We start from the raw sequence: 22,443 nt of genomic DNA on the forward strand, positions 1-22,443 counted from the left end.
CTACGCGGGCCAGACGGTCACCGTGAAGTTCAACGGCGTCGAGGACTCCTCGCTGCAGACGAGCTTCGTGATCGACGACACCTCCGTCCAGACCGCCTGACGCCCCCCCGAGGGCCCGGTGGCTTCCGCCGCCGGGCCCTGTCGGCTGCGCGTGGGACACCGCGGTGGAAGGGTGACTGCAGGGGAGCGCCCGGCTCAGGTTTCGCTCAACTTTTGTACGGATTTCATACGTACCTATGGTCGATTGTTAGGCTGCGGACTTGCGGCGAACGGGTGGGCGATTCGCCGGCGTGATCACCTGTCACGCGAGGTCGCCGCTGGTGGCGGCGCACGGCGACATCAAGCACGCGGTTTCGGGGGCGGCGAGACATGACTGACCTGGATTTCGAGCGACGGGTGAATCCGTGGCTCTTCGACAGTTCCGGGAACCTGACGGAGGACGCGAAGAAGCAGTTCCCCGACCTCGCAGCTGCGGCCTCGGGCGCCGCGGCGCCGGGATGGACGCCGCCACCGGCATCCACGGCGCCCCCCAGCGGGCCGACGGTGAAGGTCAGTCCGGAGGCGCTGCGCAAGGCGGGGGCCAGCGCGGGCACCCTGCACACCGAGTTCGACCAGGCCACCAAAGACGTCTGGAAGGACCTCCAGGGCAGCCTCCAGGGCATGTCCAGGGACTGGGCGGTCGTCGGGGCGGTCCAGGCCGCACACGAGATGTGGCAGGCGCAGGCACAGACGACGAGTCAGGCGATCGCGGACATCTCCGCCGGTCTGACCAGCAACGCCGACCAGTACGCGCGTGCCGAACAGGTGAACGCTCAGAACTTGAAGACGAACTGAGGTCGGTGACATGAGTACCTACTCCGACCTGCGTCAGGAGACGTTCAAGGGCATCGATACCCTGGCCACGGCCTTCGAGTCGCTGACGCGCGACTGGAAACTCTCCTCCGATTTCACCGGCGACATCCTCACGCCGCTGCAGGGGTCGAACTGGCGGGGCGACGCGGCCGAGCGGGCCGCCGCCTCCATCACCAAGACCCGCAACGAACTCGACGCGGCCTTCGAGGAGGCCAGCGCGATCGGCAAGACCTTGCGGGACGCCCATACCGAGCTCGCCGCTGCCCGGGCAGACCTGGACGCGGCGTTGAAGAGGGCCGTCGACAACTCCCTGACGGTGGACGCGGACGGCGTCAACATCAGCTGGCCCGCGCCGACGAGCGAATCCGACAAGCACGACCCGACCTACACCACCACCTACAAGGCCCTCGCCGAGTCGGTGGGCCAGGACATAGCGAAGGCCGTTGCCCGGGCGAAGGCAGCCGATACCGCGGCCGCCGCGGCGCTCGGCGGCGCCACCGGGAAGAGCAAGACCGCCTTCCAGCCGTCGACGGGACCGGAGGAGCAGGGGAAGAAGGCGGCGGACCTCCTCAAACTGGCCGGGAACCTCTCCGACGCCCAACTCGACGAGCTCAACAAGACCCTGAAAGCCAACGCCAACAACCCGCAGTTCACCACCGCCTTCTACCAGGGGCTCGGACCGGACGGCTTCCTCAAGTACTACGGCCAGCTGGCCGTCGCCTCGGCGGACCAGGGAGGCAGGCGGCCGCAGGCCGTCGCAGACCTCCAGGCGAACCTCGGCATGGCGCTGGCCACCGCCACCGACAGCCACAACTTCCCTCACCTGTCCGACGAGTGGGAGGCGGGCCTGCGCCGGGCCGGAGCCACCAGGACGGAGATCCTCCCGCGCGGCGACCGGGTCAGCGGCAGCGTCCAGCCGTACGGCTACCAGATCCTGGCGAACATTCTGCGGACCGGAACATATGACGCGCACTTCCTCAATCCGGTGGCCGAACACGTCACCCAGCTCAGTGAGATGCCTGGCTTCTTCACCTCGACGCCCTGGCTCCACTCCGACCTGGACCGGATGAAGCTGCTGGGTTACGCGCAAGGCCCCCAAACGGGCGGTTTCAACCCGATGAATGGTGTGCTGGACGCGCTCGCGCACAATCCGCCGGCCGCGACCCAGTTCTTCCACGACCGGGCGACGTCCTACAACCTCGACGGTTCCGTCAAGGCCATCGGCCAGGACAACACCTACCTCAAGGCGCTGACCGTGGGGGGCGACCGCTCGCCACTCCAGGACATCTCGAAGGGGAATGACTACCTCGCGAGCGGCCACGCGGAGTCACCGGAATTGATCGCCCTCGGCCACGCGCTGGAGGCGGCCACCACAGGCCGTGCCCCCGACGCGTCGCCGGACACTCCGCTGTCGCCGCACACGCCGGAGCAGGCTGCGGTGATGAAGGACGTGGTCGACCGCTTCGGGAGCGGGGACGGCCCCAAGCTGCTGCGCAAGGGCGCCGACCTCGCGGACCTGGCGCCCAGCCTGGGCCATCTGACCGCTGCCTACATGGGGGACGTGCAGGGGGCGATGAGTCCGCATGACCACTCGCTGACGACCTACGGTTCCAAGGCGGACCTGGACCCGGGCAACACGGCGAAGCTGCTGGCGGCGCTGGGCCGCAACCCCGACGCCTTCGGGGCCGTCGCCCAGGCCCAGCAGGCCTACACGACGGCCCGCATCCAGGACGTGATGCTGCACCGGGACACCTACGGCGCCGAGTTCGACCAGGCTGTGAGGAACGCGGCGCACTCCGGCGGCGAGGTGGGCGGGATCCTCACTGCGGGCCGGACCGCCGGGTTGGTGGACGAGATGAAGGGCGAGGCGGACGCGTACAACAAGGCCGTCGACCAGAACGGCATGTGGGGGAAGGCGGTCTGGGCCATGACCGGCGGCAGGCTGCTGGGGGACCTTCCCGGTATCGGTAAGGGCATGTCGCTGCCGGCGAACTATTTCATCGACCAGCTGACGTCGGGCTACCACGTCGATCCGAACACCGCGGACCCGGCCACGGCCGCGGACGTTGCGGGCTTCAACGGGCTCGGCTCCGCAGCGAAGAAGGCGGTGGAGAACGTGGCGCAGGGGACCGGGCTGAACCCGCAGCAGATCGAGGTGCTGTCCACGGCGGCCGCGGACGCGGCGCGGGACGGCGCGACCGGCGGTGCCGGGCTGGTCACCAGGGCTGTCAATGGCTGAGGGCAGGCGGCTCCGGCGGCGGTGGCTCGCCGTCGGGGTCGCTGCCGTGGTCCTCGCCGGGCTCGGGTGGTGGTGGCGGTCGGCTCACGCCCCCGCCGAACTGCCCGCGGGTGCGTGCTGGTCGGTGCTCACCCGGGCGGACCTCAAGCCCCTGGCGGATGACGCGCACGGGACGTTCGTCGAGGACGACTGGACATACGACGGTGAATGGCGGGTCGACATTCGGAAGCGGCTCCGCCCGACCGCGGCGTACCAGAGGTGCGAGGTCCGTCGGACCGCGGAGGACTCCCTCGTGCGGATCGACGTACAGACGATGGACGAGTCCGAGATGAAGCAGCATGTCTACGGCACGGGCTCGGGGGCACACGACCACCGGCTCGACTTCGGTGCGGACGTGCAAGGGTGGGTCGGGCAGAACGAAGTGGGCCTGGGGCTCCGGTGTGACAACCCGGAGAACGCGGCCCAGCCGTACGTGGGGGTTCAGGTCAACAGGGGCACGTACGCCCAGCCGTCGGACAGGAGCCACCGGGCGGTCCTGGACATCGCGCTGAAGGTCGCCAGGGCCGTCGTGGCGGACTACCCGTGCTCGAACCCGGTGGGCCTGCCGGACAGCATCCCCGGGACGGCGCCTGGCTCCTGATCGGGTTGGGGCCGCGCCTATGCTGGCCGGATGATCAAGCCGATTGAGCTGGTGATATTCGACTGCGACGGCGTCCTGGTGGACAGCGAGGTGATCGCCGTACGGGTGCTGGTGCGGCTGGGGGAGGAGTACGGCTGGCCGCTGAGCGAAGCGGAGGCGATCGAGCGGTTCGTCGGGCGGTCGGAGGCGGTCAACAACGCGCTGGTCGCCGAGCGGCTCGGGGCGGAGACGGCGGCGGTGTGGGGCAAGCGCTTCCACGCCCTGCACGCGGAGGCCGTGGACGCCGGGCTGACCCCGGTGGACGGCCTGCCGCAGGCGCTGGACGCGATCGACCTGCCGGTGTGCGTGGCCTCCAGCGGCACGCACGAGAAGATGCGGCACACCCTGGGCCGGACCGGGCTGTACGAGCGCTTCGCCGGAAGGATCTTCAGCGCCACCGAGGTCCGGCACGGCAAGCCCGCGCCCGACCTGTTCCTGCACGCGGCGCGGAGCATGGGCGTCGACCCGGCGGCCTGCGTCGTGGTCGAGGACAGTGCGCCCGGCGTCACGGCCGCCCGCGCCGCCGGGATGCGCGCGCTCGGGTACGCGGGCGGCGTCACGGCGGCGGAGCGGCTGACCGGGCCCGGCACCGTCGTCTTCCGCGACATGCGCGAGCTGCCCGGACTCATCGCCGCGGGGGCCTACCAGGAGTAGGTGCCGCCCTCCGGGGCGAAGAACCGGCCGCTCGGCCCGGCCCCGGCCTCGGCGAGCTGCCGGGCGTCCTGCACCTGCTCGACCGGCTCGACGACACCCCGGCCATGGTCACCAGCGCCGCCCGCGACCTCCTCGCCTGGAACGCCATGGCGGCCGCGCTGCTCGGTGACTTCTCCGCGCTGCCGCCCGGCGAGCGCAACCAGATCTGGCGCTTCTTCACCGACCCGGGCTCCCGGGACGCCCTCGCACGAGGCGCTGCGGCTGCTCAAGGTGGTGGGCGGTCAGGACCTCGCGGTCCGGGTTTGAGCCGCTGCGGGTCGGGGCGCGGGTTCGGGCGCGGTTGCAGGTGTGGTCGCGGTCGCGGGTTCGGGCGCCGGCGGGAGCGCGGTCGCGGACGCCGGCGTGCCGCCGGAGGGGCGGCGGCGCAGCGTTGCGGCGGCGATGGCCAGGAAGTCCGCCACCGGCCCGGTGCAACCGCCCTCCGGCACCGCCAGGCAGGTCTCGACGGGCAGCGAGTCGGTGACCGGCAGGTAGACCAGGTCGGGGCGGGAGTACGAGCCGGCGACACTGAGCGGCACCAGCGCGATGCCCTGCCCGGAGGCGATCAGCTCGAACTTCTCGTCCAGCGAGGAGGTCCGCCGCTTCCTGGCGTCGAGGATCGGCTCGCCGTCGAGGTCGGCCGCGGTGAGCGTGCGGCGGCCGGCCAGCGGATGCGTCGCCGGCAGGCAGGCCACCTTGGTCTCCCGGCCGGTCGGGACGGTGTGCAGCCCGGTATCGTCGAAGGGCCGCCGCAGATGGCCGACGTGCGCGCGGCCGTCGCGCAGCGGGGCGTCCTGCTCCCACCAGCGCAACGGGAGGACGTCGATCCCGACCTCCGGGTGGCGTGCCGTGTACGCCCGGATCGCCTCCGACACGTGCAGGCCGGGGGAGAAGGCGACGACCAGCCGCTGCTCGCCCCGCGCGGCCTCCTGGACCCGCTGCAGGGCGGCGTCCACGGTCACGGTGATCCGTGCCGCCTCCTGGTACAACTGCCGCCCGGCGGCGGTCAGTTCGACGCTGCGCGTGGTCCGGGTGAAGAGCCGGCAGCCCAACTCCTGCTCGAACGCCCGGATCTGTCGGCTGAGGACGGGCTGGGTGATGAACAACTCCTGGGCGGCCCGGCCGAACCGGCGGTGCTCGGCCACCGCGACGAAGTAGCGGAGCTTGCGCAGGTCCAGGTCCATGCCCGCACGGTATCAATGCGCCCGGAAGGGTATTGGACGCCCGGCCCGGCCGCTCGGAGACTCGACCCATGAGTGAAGTTCGACCCAAGAGTGAAGAACGGCACCTCGCGGCCGCGCCGCGCAGGACCGCCCTCGTCATCGGCGCCTCCCGCACCCTGGGCCTCGGGATCGCCGCGGAGTACCTCCGCCGCGGCTGGGACGTCATCGGTACGGTGCGCGGCAACCGCCGCACCGGCCTGCACGAACTGGCCGAGTCGGCCGGCGGGCGGGTGACCGTCGAGTCGTTGGAGATGACCGACCCGGAGCAGATCGCGGCCCTCCGTGACCGGCTGGCCCGGCGCACCCTCGACCTGCTCTTCGTCAACGCCGCCGTCACCCGCGGCGACCTGCCGATCGGCGAGGTGCCGACGGAGATGTTCACCGAGGTGATGGTCACCAACGCGCTCGGCCCGATGCGCGTCGTGGAGGTCCTCGGGCCGCTGGTCGCGCCCGCCGGGACGATCGGGGTGATGTCGTCCGACCAGGGGAGCATCGCCCTGAACACCGAGGGCGGGCAGGACCTGTACCGGGCGAGCAAGTCCGCGCTGAACCAGCTGATGCGCTGCTACGCCGTCCGCCAGGCCGGTGGCGAGCGCAGCCTGCTGCTGATGGACCCGGGCTGGGTGCGGACCGAACTCGGCGGAATGGAAGCCGAGTTGAGCGTGGAGGAGAGCGTTCCCGGCGTGGTGGCGACGATCGAGCGCCACCGCGGCGAGCCCGGCCTGCGCTTCCTGGACCACCAGGGGAAGGACGTGGCCTGGTAGCCGCCGAGGGTGGTCTCTGCGGGTGGTCCCCGAGGGTGGTCCCCGAGGGTGGTCTCCGCGGCGGACAATTCGCTTGCGGGGAGCGCCGCCGGCCCGGCAGGCTCGGTCACCATGTCCTCCTTCCCCGCGATGCACGCCGACGAGATCGACATCGACGACGCCCTGGTCCGCCGGATGGTCGCCGCGCAGTTCCCGCACTGGGCGGGCCTGCCGGTCGCGTCGGTGGCCACGGCCGGGACGAGCAACGCGATGTACCGGCTGGGCGCGGACCTGGTGGTGCGCGTCCCGCGGATCCCGGGGGCCGTCGAGGACATCGACAAGGAGTGTGTCTGGCTTCGGCGCCTCGCGCCCGAGCTTCCGGTCGCGGTGCCTGCCCCGGTGGCCCGGGGAGGACCGGTGGACGGCTGCCCGTGGCCGTGGTCGGTCCTGCGCTGGCTCGACGGCGCGAACCCGGTGGCCGGTGCGGTGGCCGAACCCGCCCTGCTGGCCGCCGACTTGGCGGCCTTCGTGACCGCGATGCGCCGGGTCGACCCGACCGGCGGCCCCGCCTCCTACCGCAGCGAGTCCCTGCCGGAGCGGGACGGTGCGGTCCGGAGGGCGATCGCGGAACTCCCGGACGTCATCGACGTCGCGGCCGCAACCTCCGCCTGGGACGAGGCCGTTCACGCCCCCGGGCACGCCGGTCCGGCGGTCTGGATCCACGCCGATCTGCAGCCCGGCAACCTGTTGGTGGACGGGCGCGGCCGACTGAGCGCCGTCATCGACTTCGGCTGCGCGGGCCTGGGCGACCCGGCCGTGGACCTGATCGCCGCCTGGTACGTGCTCCCCGGGCCGGCCCGCGCCGCCTTCCGGACGGCGGTGGCCGCCGACGGCGCCACCTGGGCCCGCGGTCGCGGCTGGGCGCTGTCCGTCGCGCTGATGGAGCTGGCCTACTACCGCCGGACCAACCCGCGGATGACCGGCATCGCCCGGTACGTGATCGGCGAGGTGCTGGCCGATCACGACTCCCTGGCCGATCACCACTCCCCGGCCGATCACGACTCCCCGGCCGGCAGCCGCCACGCGTAGGGGAACAGTTCGTCCTCCCAGCCGGGCGAGGCGGCGAGTTCGGCGGCCGCCTGCGGGGTGCGCAGCAGGCAGCGGTTGCGCAGCAGTTCGCGCCGCTCGGCCGGGGTGAGCAACTGCTCCTCGGGGGCCAGCTCCTGGTAGTGGCCGAGGTCGGGGCGGCCGTCGACCGAGCCGTCCTCGGCGACGTTGAGGTGGTCGCCGCCGGGGGTGCGGTAGTCGAGGCGAAAGTCGGTGCTCCACTGGGAGTTGCTGCCCCAGCCGTGCGAGAGGTCGTGCACCGGCCGGTCGGCGCGGCGGAACGTCCAGTAGAGCGGGAAGCGGTCGGCGACCCCGCGCTCGGCGTGCGCGGCGCCGGCCCGGATCCGTACCCGGGCGCGGTTGAACAGCAGTTCGCCGAGCATCAGCCCGGGTCGCCGGACCTCCAGGACCTCGATCGGCGCCTGCGGGTCCGCGGCCTGCTCGACGTCGACGATCTCGTGCAGGAAGGGGTCGAAGGGCACGAGGCCGTCGAACGGCGTCATCCCGAGGGCGGTGAACGCCCGCAGGTAGTCGTCCGGTCGCGGGTCGAGCAGCAGGACGTCGGCGACCCGGCCGAGCGCGTACAGCTCCTCGACGAGCGCCGGTCCGTGGTGCTGCTGGTCGCCCCACCAGGCGGAGCCGTGGACGGCGGCCGTCCGCAGGCGTGCGCGGTAGTCCGCGGCGGCCGCCTGGCCGAGCCAGCGGTCGATGTCGTCGGCGGCCGGCCCGTCGTGGTCGAGCAGGTCGTGGTAGAGCGTGCGTGCCTTCACCGGAGCGATCATCGTGAGGTTTTACCGAACGGTCAACCAATCGACCGCCCGGGACGGATAGCGTCCAGGGCCATGAGCTTGGTGGATGTGAACGAGCGGGCGGCCCTGCTGCCCGAGGCCTGGCGCTCCCAGGTGCTGGGGCGGGTCGGGACGGCGGCGGTGAAGGTCCTGCGGATGGACGGGCGGGAGCTGGAAGCGGAGGCGCACGGGACGGCCGAGGTGCTGTTCGTCGCCGAGGGGAGTCTCGAACTCCTGGTGGACGGCGAGGAGTCGACCCTGCGGGCCGGTGAGCTGTGCGTCGTCCCGGCCGGCGCGTGGCACGCGGTGCGGGCGGGCAGCCGGGGGACCCTGCTGATCGTGGAGGTGCCGGAGGAGGGGTGATCCCCATGACGGCCCTTCGAGCAGGGCCGCCCGCCCCGATGGCGCCCCGCCCGGGTGAGGACGGGGCACCACCGGGGCGGGGCACCACCGGGCCGGCGGTCAGCCGGCGGGCCTGCCGAGGTGGCGGGCGAGGAAGCGGGCGGCGCTGTCGGCCTCGAAGCGCGGGAACTCCTTGTGCTTGCCCGCGTTGACGTGCAGGGACTTCTCCGTCGAGGCGAAGGCGTCGAACAGTGCGAGGCCGTCCGCGCGGGAGATGTGCTCGTCGTCCCACTGCAGGCCGAACTCGATCGGGACGGTGATCCGCCTCGCGTGCTCGGCCAGGGCGTCGGGCCAGTGCTGGCCGAAGACCGCGGCCGTGATCCTGGGTTCGGCCGCCACGAAGGGCACGCCGATCGCGGTGCCCATGTTGATGCCCCAGTAGCCGACCGGCCCGTCGGCGCCGATCTCCGGGAGCTGCTGGAGGGCGTCCAGGGTCGCGTGGTACTCGGGCACGGCGAGCTTCGCCAGGTGGTCGTTGTAGCGGACGACGATCGGGCCTTCGGGCTCGCCGGCCGCCCGTGCCCGGAACATGTCGGCGATCTCCGCCTCGTCGTGGGCGGTGCGCGGCCGGTCGCCGTGCCCGGGTGCGTCGAGGACGGCGACGTGGAAGCCGTGGTCGTCGACGAGCAGCCGGGCGCGGCCCGACATCGCGGGGTGCTTCTTGTGGTTGCCGCCGCCGTGTCCCATCAGGACGAGCGGGGCGCGGTCGGCGCCGGTGGCCGGGGACCAGAGCACGCCGGGGACGCCGTCCACGGTGAAGTCGCGCTCGCGGATGCCGTTCGACACGGAATCGGCAGTGAACCGGAAAGTATTCATGGCAGTTGCCTTTCGGGAGGGCCTTGCTGGGGGAAGGCGCTCCCGGCGACGCTTGCGTCAGTCGCCGACCGTGACGGAAAGGGGGAGCACCCACGTCGATACAGCCTTCACGGGTCTCACCTCCTCTGACGATGCCTCGGTCGGGGAAGATCTTGCTGCTTGAACGCCCTTCTGCGCAAGCCCTTTTCCCGTCACCGGTCGTCGAGGGCGGCGGCGACGGCGGCCTCCGCGTGCAGACGGGCGGTGGGGAACACCGGGACGGGGCTGTCCTCCTGCCGGACGAGCAGTTCGATCTCGGTGCAGCCGAGGACGATCCCCTCGGCGCCCGCCGCCACCAGGTCCCCGATCACCCGCCGGTACGCCGCCCGGGACTCCTCCCGGACCACCCCGACGCACAGTTCCTCGTAGATCACCCGGTGGACCAGGGCGCGCGCGGCGGCGTCCGGGACGAGGACGTCGAGGCCTCCGGAAGCCAACCTCCCCCGGTAGAAGTCCTGTTCCATGGTGAACGCCGTCCCCAGCAGCCCGACCCGGCGCAGGCCCGCCGCCCGTACGGCGGCCGCCGTGGCGTCGGCCAGGTGGAGCAGGGGGACGGAGACCGCCGCCTCGACGTGGCCGGCGACCTTGTGCATGGTGTTGGTGCAGATCAGCAGCAGGTCGGCGCCGGCCGCCTCCAGTGAGCGCGCGGCGGCGGCCAGGACCTCGCCGGCCTCGTCCCAGCGCCCGGCCGTCTGCAGTTGCTCGATGACGGCGAAGTCGACGGAGTGGAGCACGAGCCGGGCGGAGTGCAGCCCGCCGAGGCGGTCGCGGGTGAGTTCGTTGAGCAGGCGGTAGTACTCGGCGGTGGACTCCCAGCTCATGCCGCCGATCAGGCCAAGGGTCTTCATGGGGTCATTTATAAGGGCATCGAGAGGTGGAGGCAAACTCCATAAGGCTTACTTTGAGGGCTTCTCTCGGGGCACCCGGTGCTGCCACTCGCGGGTGAACACCACCGATCCGGCCTCCAGCGCCCGCAGCTGCACGATGCTGAGGAAGTGCCCGGCGTCGCAGCGTAGTTGGGCGCGGGTCTGGACGGTGACGTCCCAGCCGATGTCGGGGCGCTCCAGCCGGACGGTGTGGTCGGTGCGGGCCTGGGCGCTGAGCGGGGCGTCGGTGAGGACGCGGTAGGCGGTGACGGTGTGTTCGTCGCGGACGAGGCCGTCGGGGTGGGTCCGGGTGCCGTCGGAGGCGGGGGAGAGCTCGGTGCGCCACTCGTGCCGGCCGATGTCGTGGACGGTGAGGTGTTCGGGCCGGGCGGTGAGCGGTTCGGTGAGGTGGACGTCGAGCGGATCGGGCAGCGAGGGGGTCGAGAAGGTGACCGGCGCGGCGCCCACGTCGGCGGCGAGGTGGCGGACGGGCAGGCTCAGGGTGGAGCGGGACGGGTCGAGGGCGTACCCGCCGTCCTCGGCCGGGGGCCACACCCACGGCCAGTAGACGGAGGAGAAGGCGAGCCGCAGCCGGTGCCCGGCCGGGAAGGTCCAGCCGCAGGCGGCGAGCTCCACCTCGACGTCCGGGCCCTCGGCGACCAGGACGCCCCGGGTGACCAGCTCCGAGGTGCCGTCCGGGCCGACCGCGCAGAGCCGGACCGCCACCAGGGGCGCGGGACCGCCCTCGCGCAGCCGGAGCCGTACGGTCGGGGCGCCGAGCAGTTCGAGTGGCTCGGGCAGCGGCTGGGAGTCGAAGCAGACCGAGCGGCCGTCCTCCTCGCGCTGGTCGGGCGGCTGGTCGGCGGGGCGGCCGTGCGGGACGTAGGCACCGGCGTTGAGGCCGGTGTGCTGCGGCGAGCGGACGTGGACGAAGCGGTCGTCGGCGGCGGTGCCGGCGGTGCGCAGCGGCCCGTCCAGGCCGTAGTGGATCTCACGGACGTCGGGCGAGGGCCAGGCGTCGTCGCCGGTCCAGCGGGTGCCGATCCAGCTGCGCAGGGCGGGTTCCTTGACGGCGCCGGTGTCGGCGCCGCGCAGCCAGTGCTCCCACCAGCGCAGCGTCTCGGGCAGGGCGTCCTCGGGCAGGCCGTGCGGCCAGGGGCCGATCAGGGCGCGCGCGGTGGGGGACTCGGCGAGCAGTCGCAGCACGAAGGAGCAGGACGGGTCCCCCCAGCCGGCGATCGCGAAGGTGGGGACGGAGACGGGCACGGTGGTCTCGCCGGCGGCGAGCCAGGTGTCGACGGGCGGCTCCAGGGCTTCCAGCCGGGTCAGCCAGCGGCTGCGCCAGACGTCGCCGACGTGGCGCGGGTCGGGCGGCAGGGCGGCGTCGGCGACCAGCGCGGTGAGCCGGGTGTGCAGGTCGGCGGCGAGGACGGCGCCGCCGAGCCGGTGGCCGCCCTCCGGGCAGGCGGTGACCACGGCGCCGACGATCTCCGGCATCCGGGCGGCCAGGCGCAGCGCGGTGGTGCCGGCCGCACCGACCCCGAGCAGGCCGACCCGCCCGGTGGAGTACGGGCGGCGGGCGAGCCAGTCGACCACGAAGGCGCCGTCGGTCAGCTCCTGTTCGCCGCCGGGCTCGCCGGGGGTTCCGGCGGAGTTGCCGTGTCCGCGGGTGTCGACCCGCAGGGTGGCGTAGCCGTGCCCGGCGTACCAGGGGTGGCGCCGGGCGTCCTCGGCGGCGGTCCGGTCGCTGAGGCGGCCGCCGGAGTACTCCAGCAGTGCGGGGACGAGCTCGTCGGTGACCGGCCGCCACAGGCGGGCGGCCAGCTGCGTGCCGTCGGGGAGCGGGATGCGGACGTCCTCGCGGGTGGTGTGGAAGGGGTAGGACGGCATGGCCGCTCCCATCGGGTCCCGGGCCGGGTGGGCGCCGACGGGCCCGCGGCGCGCCGACCGTGCGGCCGGTGGGCCGTACGTGCGCGCCGCGGGCGTCGGCATTCCGACCCTAGGGGAGGAAGCGGCCGTTTTCCTGGTGAGCGCTGCGCAGCGGTCACGCCCTTCGCGGTGAGCGCTGCGCGGTGGTCACGCCTTGCTCAGCCAGGCGGTGGCGTTGAGGGCGAGGGCGGCGTCGGTGCCGGCCGGGTCGTTCCAGCCGTTGTACAGGGTGTTGCCGGACTGGCCGGTGCCGTCGTCGATCGGGGAGCTGTCGCCCCAGATGGCCACCCGGCCGGAGCCGAAGGTGCTGGTGACGAAGAAGGCGCCGGTGTTGCCGCTGTAGCCGGTCCGGTAGACCAGGCCCTTGACCGAGGGGTTGTCGGCGGGCTTCAGGGTGAAGGTGGTGCCGTTGCGCAGGATCGAGCCGGTGACGGTGCCGAAGGAGCCGTGCAGGACGGGGTCGGTGGCGTCGCCGACCGCGCGCGGGTTGTCGGTGGTGATGTTGAGGAGGTCGACCGAGAAGCCGAAGGGGTCGTTGTTGTTCACCCCGTTGCTGGTCAGCAGGTCGTTGATGATCTTCGGCGAGTCCCAGCCGTCGTTGTTGCGGTCGCTGTTGGTGTGGTCGGAGATCAGGAAGAGTCCGCCGCCGTTCTGGACGAACTTCATGATCGCGGTCTTCTCGGCCGCGCTGAACCGGATGTTGGGCTCCGGGACGACGAAGGTGTCGAAGTTGGCGAGGTCGAGCGCGCCGCCGGTGCCGTAGGTGATGGTCGAGCCGGACGGGAGGGTCTTGAGGCTGTACTGGCCGGTCTTCTGCAGGGCGACGCCCCAGGCGGACAGCGCGCCGGTCCAGCTCTTCTCGGTGGTGGGGTTGGGGTTCTGGGCGAGCGGGTCGGGCTGGCTGGTGCTGATGATCCAGTCGGCGTTGCCGGCGGTCTCGGCCTTGCTGTTGTCGAACAGCACCCGGTGCGGGGTGGCGCTGACGGCGGCGGTCGCGGGGGCCGGGGCGGCGGTGGCGGTGGGGGCCAGGGTGGTGAGGCCGGCCGCGAGCAGCGCCGCGCCGGAGAGGGCCGCGACAGTTCGAATGCGGATCGTCATGTGCCGTTCCTCCGTGGGGAGTCGAGGTGTTCGGCGCCCGAGTTTTCGCGCGTAGAACGGCAGTATCCGCGCGTAGAGGGGCCGGAGTAAGTCCCGGGAGGTGACGAGGCCCTGTACGGATCGTGGGGATGTCGGGGTGGGCGGAGAGCAAACCGTAATTGCGCATGACTTGCAACTGCGTGCGTCCAGGCGGAAAGATGGCCCAGCTCAGCCCGTACCGCCGAAAGGACACCCGATGACCGCCCCTCGCTGGCGCGACCGACTCACCCGTGAGGAGTGGATCCGCCTGGCCGGAATGGGCGGGTTCATCCTCGCGCTGCACGTCGTCGGCTGGTTCACCCTGCTCGCGCTCGTCGCCCCCGAGCACTACACCGTCGGCGGCCAGGTGTTCGGTGCGGGCATGGGCCTGACCGCCTACACCCTCGGCATGCGGCACGCCTTCGACGCGGACCACATCGCGGCCATCGACAACACCACCCGCAAGCTGATGGGCCAGGGCAAGCGGCCGCTGTCGGTCGGCTTCTGGTTCTCGCTCGGGCACTCCTCGATCGTCTTCGGCCTCTGCGCGCTGCTGGCCTTCGGCATCCGCTCGCTGGCCGGCCAGGTGGAGTCCGACGACTCGACGCTGCACGAGATGACGGGCCTGATCGGCGTCACCGTCTCCGGCACCTTCCTGCTGCTGCTCGGCCTGATCAACCTGGGCGCCTTCAACGGCATCCTCAAGGTCTTCCGCCGGATGCGCGAGGGCGAGTACGACGAGGCCGAGCTGGAGCGCCAGTTGGAGCGGCGCGGGCTGATGAACCGGATCCTCGGCCGGGTGACCAGGGCCGTCACCAAGCCCTGGCACATGTACCCGGTCGGCCTGCTGTTCGGCCTGGGCTTCGACACCGCCACCGAGGTGTCCCTGCTGGTGCTGGCGGGCGGCGCGGCGGCCTTCTCGCTGCCCTGGTACGCGCTGCTCACCCTGCCGATCCTGTTCGCGGCCGGGATGAGCCTGCTGGACACCATCGACGGCTCGTTCATGAACTTCGCCTACGAGTGGGCCTTCTCCAAGCCGGTCCGCAAGATCTACTACAACCTGACCGTCACCGGGCTGTCGGTGCTGGTCGCGCTGGTCATCGGCTCGATCGAGCTGATCGGCCTGCTCGGCGAGAAGCTGGACATCACCAGCGGGCCGATCGCCTGGGTCGGCGGGCTGGACCTCAACTTCGTGGGCTACGCCATCGTCGGGCTGTTCGTGCTCACCTGGGCGGCGGCGATCGCCTACTGGAAGTTCGGCAACGTCGAGGAGAAGTGGTCGGCCGGGCTGGCCGCCGCCACCGGCTCCGCCACCGCCGCCGAGCCGGAATAGCGCGCGACGGGCGGACCGAGGGGCCGGTGACCGGGGTCTGGTCACCGGCCCCTCGGGGCTTTCCGGGGTCGCGTGCACGGGGCCGCCTGCGCGGGGCCGGCGCGGCGGGTCCGTGCCCGGCTACCGCAGCGCGGCGAGCACCGCGTCCGCCATCGCCTTCTCGCCCGTCGCGTTCGGGTGGAACGGCACGGCGGGCGAACCGGGCAGCGCGCCCTCGATCCAGCGGTCGTCCGAGCAGACGTCGTGCCCGACCGTCGGCGTCGCGGTGTCCACGTACGTCGCGCCGTTGGCCGCCGCCGTGGACTTCATGGCGGCGTTCAGCTTGTCGAGCACGCCGTACATGTACTCGACGTCGCCCGGCGTCACCGGCTGGCGCAGGATGCAGGCCGAGCCGTCGGCGGGCAGCACGGACGGGTAGCCGACCAGCAGCACCTTGGCCTTGGGGGCCTTGGTGTGGATCTGCTGGAGGGTGGTGGCGATCTGCGGGGCGATCGTGGTGCGGATCCGCTCGGCCAGGTCGTCGTTGCCGTACTGCCAGGACCACGTGCTCCAGTCCCAGTAGCCGTGGTGGTAGACGTCCTTGCAGGGCGTGCCCAGCGGGTTGACCACCGCGCCGGCGATGCAGGTGGCGACCAGTTCGCCGAGACCGAGGTCGCTGGCGGCGAGGTCGTTGCCGCCGATCCCGAGCGTGACCAGGTCGGTGTCGGCGGTCAGTGCGTCGAACTGCGGGTCGTTGACCTTGATGAACGCGTCGTACTGGGACTGCGTCATGTGCTTGACCTTGGCGGCGGCGCAGGTCACGTCGGTGTAGGTGCCCGCCTTGAGGGCGCCGGCGACGAGGTGGCCGTAGTTGTGGTCGGAGCGCAGGCAGAGTCCGGCCGACTGGCCGGGCACACCGGCGCCGGCGGCGTAGGAGTCGCCGAGCGCCACGTAGTGCTTCGGGGCGGGCGTGGCGGCCTGGGCGCTGGTGGAGGTCAGCGCCAGGGCCGCGCCGAGGGCGACCGCGGCGAGCGCGGTGGAATTCCGGAGGTGCCGGGAATTCCGGGCAGGGCGGAGCACGGTTCCTCCTGGGGGAGAGAAACGACGGGTGGGGGGTCGTGCCGAGCCGGGCCACAGCTACTCGCAGGTAAGTTACTGCCAGGTTTCGCGGGCGTCCATGGTTTGCGCAGAAATTGCCGAAATTCCGTCAGATGGCGCCGCGTGACATTTCGAATTCCGCTCCACCGCGTATCGGAGGTATTTCCGAAACGCTGTGGAGCGGAATTCACGCACGCGCTTGTTACCGGCCGGTCGACAACCGGTTGACCGGACGTCACCGCAGGCCGCAGTATCGGGCGCACGGCGACGGCGCACCCCCGGGCCCGCCGCCACCGCGAGCCGCCACGGAGGACTGCGCATGGCCCTGGACGCCGACGTCATCGTCATCGGAGCGGGCCTCGCCGGCCTCGCCGCGGCCGCCGAACTCGCCGACGCCGGACGGAAGGTGATCCTGCTCGACCAGGAGCCGGCGGCCTCGCTCGGCGGACAGGCGCACTGGTCCTTCGGCGGCCTCTTCCTGGTCGACTCGCCCGAGCAGCGCCGGATGCGGATCCGCGACTCGCACGCCCTCGCCTGGCAGGACTGGCTCGGCACGGCCGGCTTCGACCGCCCCGAGGACGCCTGGCCGCGCCGCTGGGCCGAGGCGTACGTGGACTTCGCCGCGGGCGAGAAGCGCTCCTGGCTGCGCGGGATGGGCGTGCGGTTCTTCCCGGTGGTCGGCTGGGCCGAGCGCGGCGGATTCCTCGCCGACGGGCCCGGCAACTCGGTGCCGCGCTTCCACATCACCTGGGGCACCGGCCCCGGACTGCTGGCGCCCTTCGTGCGCCGGGTCCGCGACGCCGCCGCCCGCGGGCTGGTGGACCTGCGCTTCCGGCACCGCGTCACCGGACTGTCCGCCACCGCGGGCGCCGTCGACACCGTCACCGGAGAGGTGCTGGAGCCGAGCCCGGCCAGCCGGGGCGAGGCCAGCTCCCGCACGGTCGCCGGGCAGTTCGAACTGCGCGCCCAGGCCGTGGTCGTCACCTCCGGCGGCATCGGCGGCAACCACGACCTGGTCCGCAAGGCCTGGCCGGCCCGGCTCGGCACCCCGCCCGCCAAGCTGCTCTCCGGCGTGCCCGCGCACGTGGACGGCCTGATGCTGGACATCGCCGGCGCGGCCGGCGCCAGCCTGATCAACGGCGACCGGATGTGGCACTACACCGAGGGCATCGAGAACTGGGACCCGATCTGGGCCCGGCACGGCATCCGGATCCTGCCCGGCCCGTCCTCGCTCTGGCTGGACGCGCGCGGCCGGCGGCTGCCCGTCCCGCTGTTCCCCGGCTTCGACACCCTCGGGACGCTGGAGCACATCATGTCCACCGGGTACGAGTACACCTGGTTCGTGCTCAACCAGCGCATCATCGAGAAGGAGTTCACCCTCTCCGGCTCCGAGCAGAACCCGGACCTGACCGGGAAGTCCGTGCGCGGCGTGCTCGGCCGCGCCCTGCCCGGCGCCCCCGGCCCGGTCCTGGGCCACCTGCGGCACGGACGGGACTTCGTGGTCGCGGGCAACCTCGCCGACCTCGCCCGCGGCATGAACGCCAAGACCCGCGAGCCGCTGATCGACCCGGACGCGCTGCGCCGCACCGTCGAGGACCGCGACCGCCAGCTGGCCAACCCCTTCGCCAAGGACCTCCAGGTCACCGCCATCCACGGCGCCCGCCGCTACCTCGGCGACAAGCTCGTGCGCACCGCCGCCCCGCACCGCATCCTCGACCCCGGCGCCGCCCCGCTGATCGCCGTGCGGCTCAACATCCTGACCCGCAAGTCGCTGGGCGGGCTGGAGACGGACCTGTCCTCCCGGGTGCTGCGGCCGGACGGGGAGGTGCTGCCGGGCCTGTACGCGGCGGGCGAGGCGGCGGGCTTCGGCGGCGGGGGCGTGCACGGCTACCGCTCGCTGGAGGGGACGTTCCTGGGCGGGTGCCTGTTCTCGGGCCGTACGGCGGGGCGGGCCGCGGCGCAGGCGGTCGGATAGCCGGCGGGTGGCGAGCGGTGGGCGGTTCAACGGCAGGCGGTTCAACGGCGGGCGGTGGGCGGTTCGACGGCGGCCCGCCCCGGGGCACGGGGCGTCAGGCCTGGTGGGCGGCCCCTGACCGGCGGGTACAGTGCCGGTGCAGAGCGCGCCGCCGACCACGAGGGGTATCCAGAACCGATGAGCCGCCGAGACCGTGACCGTGACGGCGCCCGGGACCACGACCGGAAGCGGGGCGCCGGCTCCCCGGTGACCGTGACCGTCTGCCGCGGCTGCTGCTGCGGCACCGAGGCGAAGCACCCCGGGGTGGACCACGCGGGGCAGTACGAGCGGCTGCGGACGGCGGTGGGGGCGGCGGGCCGGGTCCGTGCCGTCAAGTGCCTGGACGTGTGCAGCCAGTCCAACGTGGTGGTGGTCGGGCCCTCCAGCGAGGGCCGGGCCGCGGGCGGGCGGCCGGTCTGGCTCGGCTTCGTCCTGATGGACGAGATGATCGACGACATAGCCGCCTGGGTGCGCGCGGGCGGCCCCGGGCTCGCCGAGCCGCCCGGTCTGCTCGACCTCCAGCTGATCTCGGTCTCCCGGCGGGTCCGCGAGGGCCTGCCGGAGTAGTGTCCGCCGCCGGGCCTGACCTGACCGATCGTCATATGGTCGTCCCGGGGTGGTCCGGCGGTCCGCACCACTAGCATGACCGGTGGCACCGAGCCGTTCCGCGCCAGGGAGGAAGACGATGACGACGGTCTGCCGCATCTGCGCGGGCACCGGACGGACCGCCGGCCTCAACTGCCGGACCTGCCAGGGCACCGGCACCACCGAGGTGGGCGGCGGGGGCGGCAACTGCTTCCTGTGCGACGGCACCGGGGTGTACGTGCGCTACCGGGTGGACGCGACCGGCGCCAAGCACGCCTACCGGGACGAGATCTGCCGCACCTGCGACGGCACCGGGAACCGCACCGCCACGCAGTGGGACGAGCCCTCCTGACCCGCCTGCCCCTCCGGCACGCCGTTCCCACCGGGGGAGGCCGCGCCGACACGGACTCAAGTGGACCGGCCGGCGGGGGCCATGATCCGGCGCCGGATCGACGCGGACACGCCCTTTACCGAACCATGGTCGAACATTGGCGTTCGAATGGGGGACACGCTGCGGCCCGTTCACCGGGCGTCCGCGTCAGATCCACGCGCCGCTGACAGAGTCCCGCGCATGGATATCCCCAACATGGGCGTGCCGGCCAAGCTTGCCGACCGCATGAGCATGGCCGAGCAGCACGAGTACCTGCGGGCCCGCTTCTCCCGCCGCCGGATGCTGCGCGCCGGTGCCGTGACCGTCGGCGCCGTCGCCGTCGGCGGTGCCCTGGGCAGCGGCACCGCCTTCGCGGCGCCGGCCGGCCCGCAGCTGCTGACGGGCGGCACGACGGACGGCATCGACGGCTCGCTGGTCGCGCCGGTCGGTCGCCACCTCCAGTTCGGCCCCGAGCCGGACACCCAGTTCCGTATCTCCTGGCAGGTCCCGGCGCCGGTCAAGAAGCCGTTCCTGCGCTTCGGCAAGACCCCGTGGGAGCTCAGCCACAAGGTGCAGGCCGAGGTCCGCGCGCTGCACACCCCGGCGCTGACCCCGGGCAGCCAGCCGGTGGACCAGTACTACCTGCACGTGGCGCTGGAGGACCTGCACCCCGACACCACGTACTACTACGGCGTCGGCCACGAGGGCTTCGACCCCGCGTCGCAGCAGCAGATCTCCACCCTGCACACCTTCCGCACCGCGCCCTCCCGCGACCACCGCTGGGGCAAGGTGTACGAGCCGTTCACCTTCACCGCCTTCGGTGACCAGGGCGTCAGCGCCCACGCGGCCGGCAACGACCACATCATCAAGGCGCAGAAGCCGTCCTTCCACCTGCACGCCGGCGACATCTGCTACGCCGACCCGGCCGGCTCCGGCACCGACCCGGACAAGTCCGTCTACAACGCGAAGACCTGGGACGACTTCCTGGTCCAGACCGAGACGGTCGCCGCCGAGATCCCGTGGATGGTCTCCTACGGCAACCACGACATCGAGGCCTGGTACTCGCCCAACGGCTACGGCGGCGAGAACACCCGCTTCTACCTGCCGAACAACGGTCCGGACCCGCGCACCGTCCCGGGCGTCTACACCTTCCGCTACAAGAACGTCGGCGTGATCTCCCTCGACGCCAACGACGTCTCCTACGAGATCCCGGCCAACCTGGGCCTCTCGGCGGGCAAGCAGACCAAGTGGCTGGAGCGCACCCTCAAGGACCTGCGCAGCGACGAGACCATCGACTTCGTCGTGGTCTTCTTCCACCACTGCGCCTTCTCCACCACCGTCGCGCACGCCTCCGAGGGCGGTGTCCGCGAGGCCTGGGTGCCGCTGTTCGAGAAGTTCCGGGTGGACCTGGTCATCAACGGCCACAACCACATCTACGAGCGCACCGACGCCATCCTCGGCAACAAGGTCTCGAAGCAGGTGCCGAGCGGCGCCACCATCGAGCCCGAGAAGGACGGCGTGGTCTACGTGACCGCGGGCGCGGCCGGCCGCAGCCTGTACAAGTTCGACGTGCCGGACACCTACGAGGGGCACGAGAACCACCAGGACGAGGTCACCACGTACTACTGGAGCAAGGGCCGGGTGAAGACCCCCGAGACCATCCAGTGGTCGCGGGTGCGCTACACCGGCTACTCCTTCATCAAGGTCGACGTCACCCCGGCCCACCTGGGCCAGAAGTCGACCATGAAGGTCACCGCGCTGGCCGAGGACGGCACGCAGATCGACAACTACACCATCCTGCGCAAGGTCGGCGAGGGCTGGGACTCCGGCCGCGACGACGACGGCGAGGGCGGCGGCTGGGGCTGGTAGTCCCGGGCGGTCGTGACGGTGCCCCGGTGTCGGAAGCCCGACACCGGGGCACCGGTGCGTCCGCGGTGGCCGGTCGTCCGGCGGGTCAGCGCCGGGGGCCGTACATGATGACGGCGACCCCGGCCAGGCAGATCAGCGCGCCCGCCACGTCGTAGCGGGTCGGCCGGAAGCCGTCGACGAGCACGCCCCAGAGCAGCGAGCCGGCCACGAACACCCCGCCGTACGCCGCCAGCACCCGGCCGAACTGGCTGTCCGGCTGCAGCGCCGCGACGAAGCCGTACGCGCCGAGCGCCACCACGCCCAACCCGGCCAGCCACCACGGCCGTTGCTCGCGCACGCTCTGCCAGACCAGCCAGCAGCCGCCGATCTCGGCGAGCGCGGCGAGGACGAACAGGGCGATCGAGCGCAGGACGGTCATGGGTGCGAGGGTAGGGGCTCAGCTCTGGCGGTACGTCGCCAGGAAGCGCCCGATCCGGTTGACGGCCGTCTCCAGGTCGTCGGCGCGGGGCAGGGTGACGAAGCGGAAGTGGTCCGGGCGGGGCCAGTTGAAGCCGGTGCCCTGGATGACGTGGATCTTCTCGCGCAGCAGCAGGTCCAGCACGAACTGCTCGTCGTCGACGATCCGGTGCACCGCCGGGTCCAGCTTGGCGAAGGCGTACAGGGCGCCCTTGGGCGTGACGCAGCTGACGCCGGGGATCTCGTTGAGCGCCCGGACCGCGATGTCGCGCTGCTCGGTGAGCCGGCCGCCGGGCAGCACCAGGTCGTTGATGGACTGGTGGCCGCCGAGCGCGGCCTGGACGGCGTACTGGGCGGGCACGTTGGGGCACAGCCGCATGCCGGAGAGCATGGTGAGGCCCTCCAGGTAGTCGGTGGCGTGCTGCTTGGGGCCGGAGACGACCAGCCAGCCGCTGCGGAAGCCGGCCACCCGGTAGGACTTGGAGAGGCCGTTGAAGGTGAGGGTGAGCACGTCGTCCGCGAGGGCGGCCAGGCAGTGGTGCTCGGTGCCGTCGTAGAGGATCTTGTCGTAGATCTCGTCGGCCAGGACCATCAGCTGGTGGCGGCGGGCCAGGTCGAGGATGCCCTCCAGCAGTTCCTTCGGGTAGACCGCGCCGGTGGGGTTGTTGGGGTTGATGACGACGATCGCCTTGGTGCGGGCGGTGATCTTGGCGGCGATGTCGTCGAGGTCCGGATACCACTCGGCCTCTTCGTCGCAGAGGTAGTGCACGGCCTTGCCGCCGGCCAGCCGGACCACCGCCGTCCACAGCGGGTAGTCGGGCATCGGCACGAGCACCTCGTCGCCGTCGTCCACCAGTGCGGTGACGGCCATCTGGATCAGCTCGGAGGCGCCGTTGCCGAGGTAGACGTCGTTGACGTCGACGCCCTGGACCCCGCGCTGCTGGTAGTACTGCACCACCGCGCGGCGGGCCGGCAGGATGCCGCGGGAGTCGCTGTAGCCGTGCGCCTTGGGCAGGTTGCGGATGATGTCCTGGACGATCTCCTCGGGCGCCTCGAAGCCGAACGGGGCCGGGTTGCCGGTGTTCAGCCGCAGCACGGTGTGCCCGGCCTCCTCCAGGGCGTTGGCCTGGTCGACCACCGGACCGCGGATCTCGTAGCACACGTCATTCAGCTTGCTGGACTGCCGAAACTCCATCTGCGGCCTCCCGACCGTCACCACCGCTCCGTTGCTTCTGCTTTGTTCTACC

Annotated in this window: 20 protein-coding genes and 2 pseudogenes; 13 read left to right on the forward strand and 9 right to left on the reverse strand. The window is 72.2% G+C overall.

Annotation, left to right across the window (positions count from 1 at the left end):
- Positions 1–369: 369 nt before the first annotated feature.
- From ABT048_RS39105 to ABT048_RS39125, 5 genes and pseudogenes are all read left to right on the forward strand, one after another.
- Positions 370–834 (forward strand): WXG100 family type VII secretion target, encoded by a 465-nt coding sequence (locus tag ABT048_RS39105; protein ID WP_350526411.1) that lies wholly within the window; start codon positions 370–372, stop codon positions 832–834.
- Between the two features lie 10 nt (positions 835–844).
- A complete protein-coding gene (locus ABT048_RS39110) occupies positions 845–3,091 on the forward strand; it encodes a DUF6571 family protein (RefSeq protein WP_350526412.1) in 2,247 nt (748 codons plus the stop codon).
- 124 nt (positions 3,092–3,215) lie between these two features.
- A complete protein-coding gene (locus ABT048_RS39115) occupies positions 3,216–3,731 on the forward strand; it encodes a hypothetical protein (protein ID WP_350526413.1) in 516 nt (171 codons plus the stop codon).
- 30 nt (positions 3,732–3,761) lie between these two features.
- Positions 3,762–4,424: an HAD family hydrolase gene (locus tag ABT048_RS39120; RefSeq protein ID WP_350526414.1), complete on the forward strand. Its 663-nt coding sequence runs from the start codon at positions 3,762–3,764 to the stop codon at positions 4,422–4,424.
- A gap of 104 nt (positions 4,425–4,528) precedes the next feature.
- Positions 4,529–4,627 (forward strand): annotated as a pseudogene (locus tag ABT048_RS39125) (MmyB family transcriptional regulator); the annotation flags it as partial.
- Between the two features lie 78 nt (positions 4,628–4,705).
- Here the strand turns inward: ABT048_RS39125 and ABT048_RS39130 are convergent.
- Complete coding sequence (locus ABT048_RS39130; protein WP_350526415.1) at positions 4,706–5,647, reverse strand: LysR family transcriptional regulator; 942 nt, start codon at positions 5,645–5,647, stop codon at positions 4,706–4,708.
- 68 nt (positions 5,648–5,715) lie between these two features.
- Here ABT048_RS39130 and ABT048_RS39135 point away from each other — a divergent pair, with 68 nt between their 5' ends.
- Both ABT048_RS39135 and ABT048_RS39140 read left to right on the forward strand, forming a co-directional pair.
- A complete protein-coding gene (locus ABT048_RS39135) occupies positions 5,716–6,450 on the forward strand; it encodes an SDR family oxidoreductase (RefSeq protein ID WP_350526416.1) in 735 nt (244 codons plus the stop codon).
- 111 nt (positions 6,451–6,561) lie between these two features.
- A complete protein-coding gene (locus tag ABT048_RS39140) occupies positions 6,562–7,518 on the forward strand; it encodes an aminoglycoside phosphotransferase family protein (RefSeq protein ID WP_350526417.1) in 957 nt (318 codons plus the stop codon).
- Here ABT048_RS39140 and ABT048_RS39145 read toward each other — a convergent pair.
- On the reverse strand, positions 7,485–8,306 hold the full coding sequence (locus ABT048_RS39145) for a hypothetical protein (RefSeq protein WP_350526418.1): 822 nt from the start codon (positions 8,304–8,306) through the stop codon (positions 7,485–7,487). The genes ABT048_RS39140 and ABT048_RS39145 overlap by 34 nt on opposite strands.
- Positions 8,307–8,378: 72 nt before the next feature.
- On the opposite strand from ABT048_RS39145, the gene ABT048_RS39150 reads away from it, so the two are divergent.
- Positions 8,379–8,687, forward strand: coding sequence for a cupin domain-containing protein (locus ABT048_RS39150; RefSeq protein ID WP_350526419.1), 309 nt, complete (start codon positions 8,379–8,381; stop codon positions 8,685–8,687).
- A gap of 99 nt (positions 8,688–8,786) precedes the next feature.
- On the opposite strand, the gene ABT048_RS39155 is transcribed toward ABT048_RS39150, so the two are convergent.
- The 4 genes and pseudogenes from ABT048_RS39155 to ABT048_RS39170 all read right to left on the reverse strand — a co-directional run.
- Positions 8,787–9,542, reverse strand: coding sequence for an alpha/beta hydrolase family protein (locus tag ABT048_RS39155; protein WP_350526420.1), 756 nt, complete (start codon positions 9,540–9,542; stop codon positions 8,787–8,789).
- A gap of 191 nt (positions 9,543–9,733) precedes the next feature.
- Positions 9,734–10,429: an aspartate/glutamate racemase family protein gene (locus ABT048_RS39160; RefSeq protein ID WP_350526421.1), complete on the reverse strand. Its 696-nt coding sequence runs from the start codon at positions 10,427–10,429 to the stop codon at positions 9,734–9,736.
- A gap of 48 nt (positions 10,430–10,477) precedes the next feature.
- On the reverse strand, positions 10,478–12,337 hold the full coding sequence (locus ABT048_RS39165) for a CocE/NonD family hydrolase (RefSeq protein ID WP_350526422.1): 1,860 nt from the start codon (positions 12,335–12,337) through the stop codon (positions 10,478–10,480).
- 189 nt (positions 12,338–12,526) lie between these two features.
- Positions 12,527–13,595 (reverse strand): annotated as a pseudogene (locus tag ABT048_RS39170) (hydrolase); the annotation flags it as partial.
- A gap of 114 nt (positions 13,596–13,709) precedes the next feature.
- On the opposite strand from ABT048_RS39170, the gene nicT reads away from it, so the two are divergent.
- Positions 13,710–14,825 (forward strand): Nickel transporter NicT, encoded by a 1,116-nt coding sequence (gene nicT, locus ABT048_RS39175; RefSeq protein ID WP_350526424.1) that lies wholly within the window; start codon positions 13,710–13,712, stop codon positions 14,823–14,825.
- Between the two features lie 120 nt (positions 14,826–14,945).
- Here the strand turns inward: nicT and ABT048_RS39180 are convergent, their stop codons facing one another.
- Positions 14,946–15,884, reverse strand: coding sequence for an SGNH/GDSL hydrolase family protein (locus ABT048_RS39180; protein ID WP_350526425.1), 939 nt, complete (start codon positions 15,882–15,884; stop codon positions 14,946–14,948).
- Between the two features lie 337 nt (positions 15,885–16,221).
- Between ABT048_RS39180 and ABT048_RS39185 the strand changes: the two genes are divergently transcribed.
- The 4 genes from ABT048_RS39185 to ABT048_RS39200 all read left to right on the forward strand — a co-directional run bounded on the left by ABT048_RS39185 (position 16,222) and on the right by ABT048_RS39200 (position 20,740).
- Positions 16,222–17,877, forward strand: coding sequence for an FAD-binding dehydrogenase (locus ABT048_RS39185; protein ID WP_350526426.1), 1,656 nt, complete (start codon positions 16,222–16,224; stop codon positions 17,875–17,877).
- 177 nt (positions 17,878–18,054) lie between these two features.
- Positions 18,055–18,483, forward strand: a complete 429-nt coding sequence (locus ABT048_RS39190) for a (2Fe-2S) ferredoxin domain-containing protein (RefSeq protein WP_350526427.1) — start codon at positions 18,055–18,057, stop codon at positions 18,481–18,483.
- 118 nt (positions 18,484–18,601) lie between these two features.
- Positions 18,602–18,853: a hypothetical protein gene (locus ABT048_RS39195; RefSeq protein ID WP_350526428.1), complete on the forward strand. Its 252-nt coding sequence runs from the start codon at positions 18,602–18,604 to the stop codon at positions 18,851–18,853.
- Positions 18,854–19,072: 219 nt separating this feature from the next.
- Complete coding sequence (locus tag ABT048_RS39200; RefSeq protein ID WP_350526429.1) at positions 19,073–20,740, forward strand: purple acid phosphatase family protein; 1,668 nt, start codon at positions 19,073–19,075, stop codon at positions 20,738–20,740.
- An 85-nt stretch (positions 20,741–20,825) separates the two neighbouring features.
- Here ABT048_RS39200 and ABT048_RS39205 read toward each other — a convergent pair whose 3' ends face one another.
- Positions 20,826–21,158 (reverse strand): YnfA family protein, encoded by a 333-nt coding sequence (locus ABT048_RS39205; RefSeq protein ID WP_350526430.1) that lies wholly within the window; start codon positions 21,156–21,158, stop codon positions 20,826–20,828.
- Positions 21,159–21,176: 18 nt separating this feature from the next.
- The gene (locus ABT048_RS39210) at positions 21,177–22,391 is read right to left on the reverse strand and encodes a pyridoxal phosphate-dependent aminotransferase (RefSeq protein ID WP_350526431.1); all 1,215 of its coding nucleotides are present in this window, start codon (positions 22,389–22,391) and stop codon (positions 21,177–21,179) included.
- Positions 22,392–22,443 lie beyond the last annotated feature (52 nt).

The organism is Kitasatospora sp. NPDC096140 (assembly GCF_040303045.1).
Lineage (GTDB): Bacteria > Actinomycetota > Actinomycetes > Streptomycetales > Streptomycetaceae > Kitasatospora.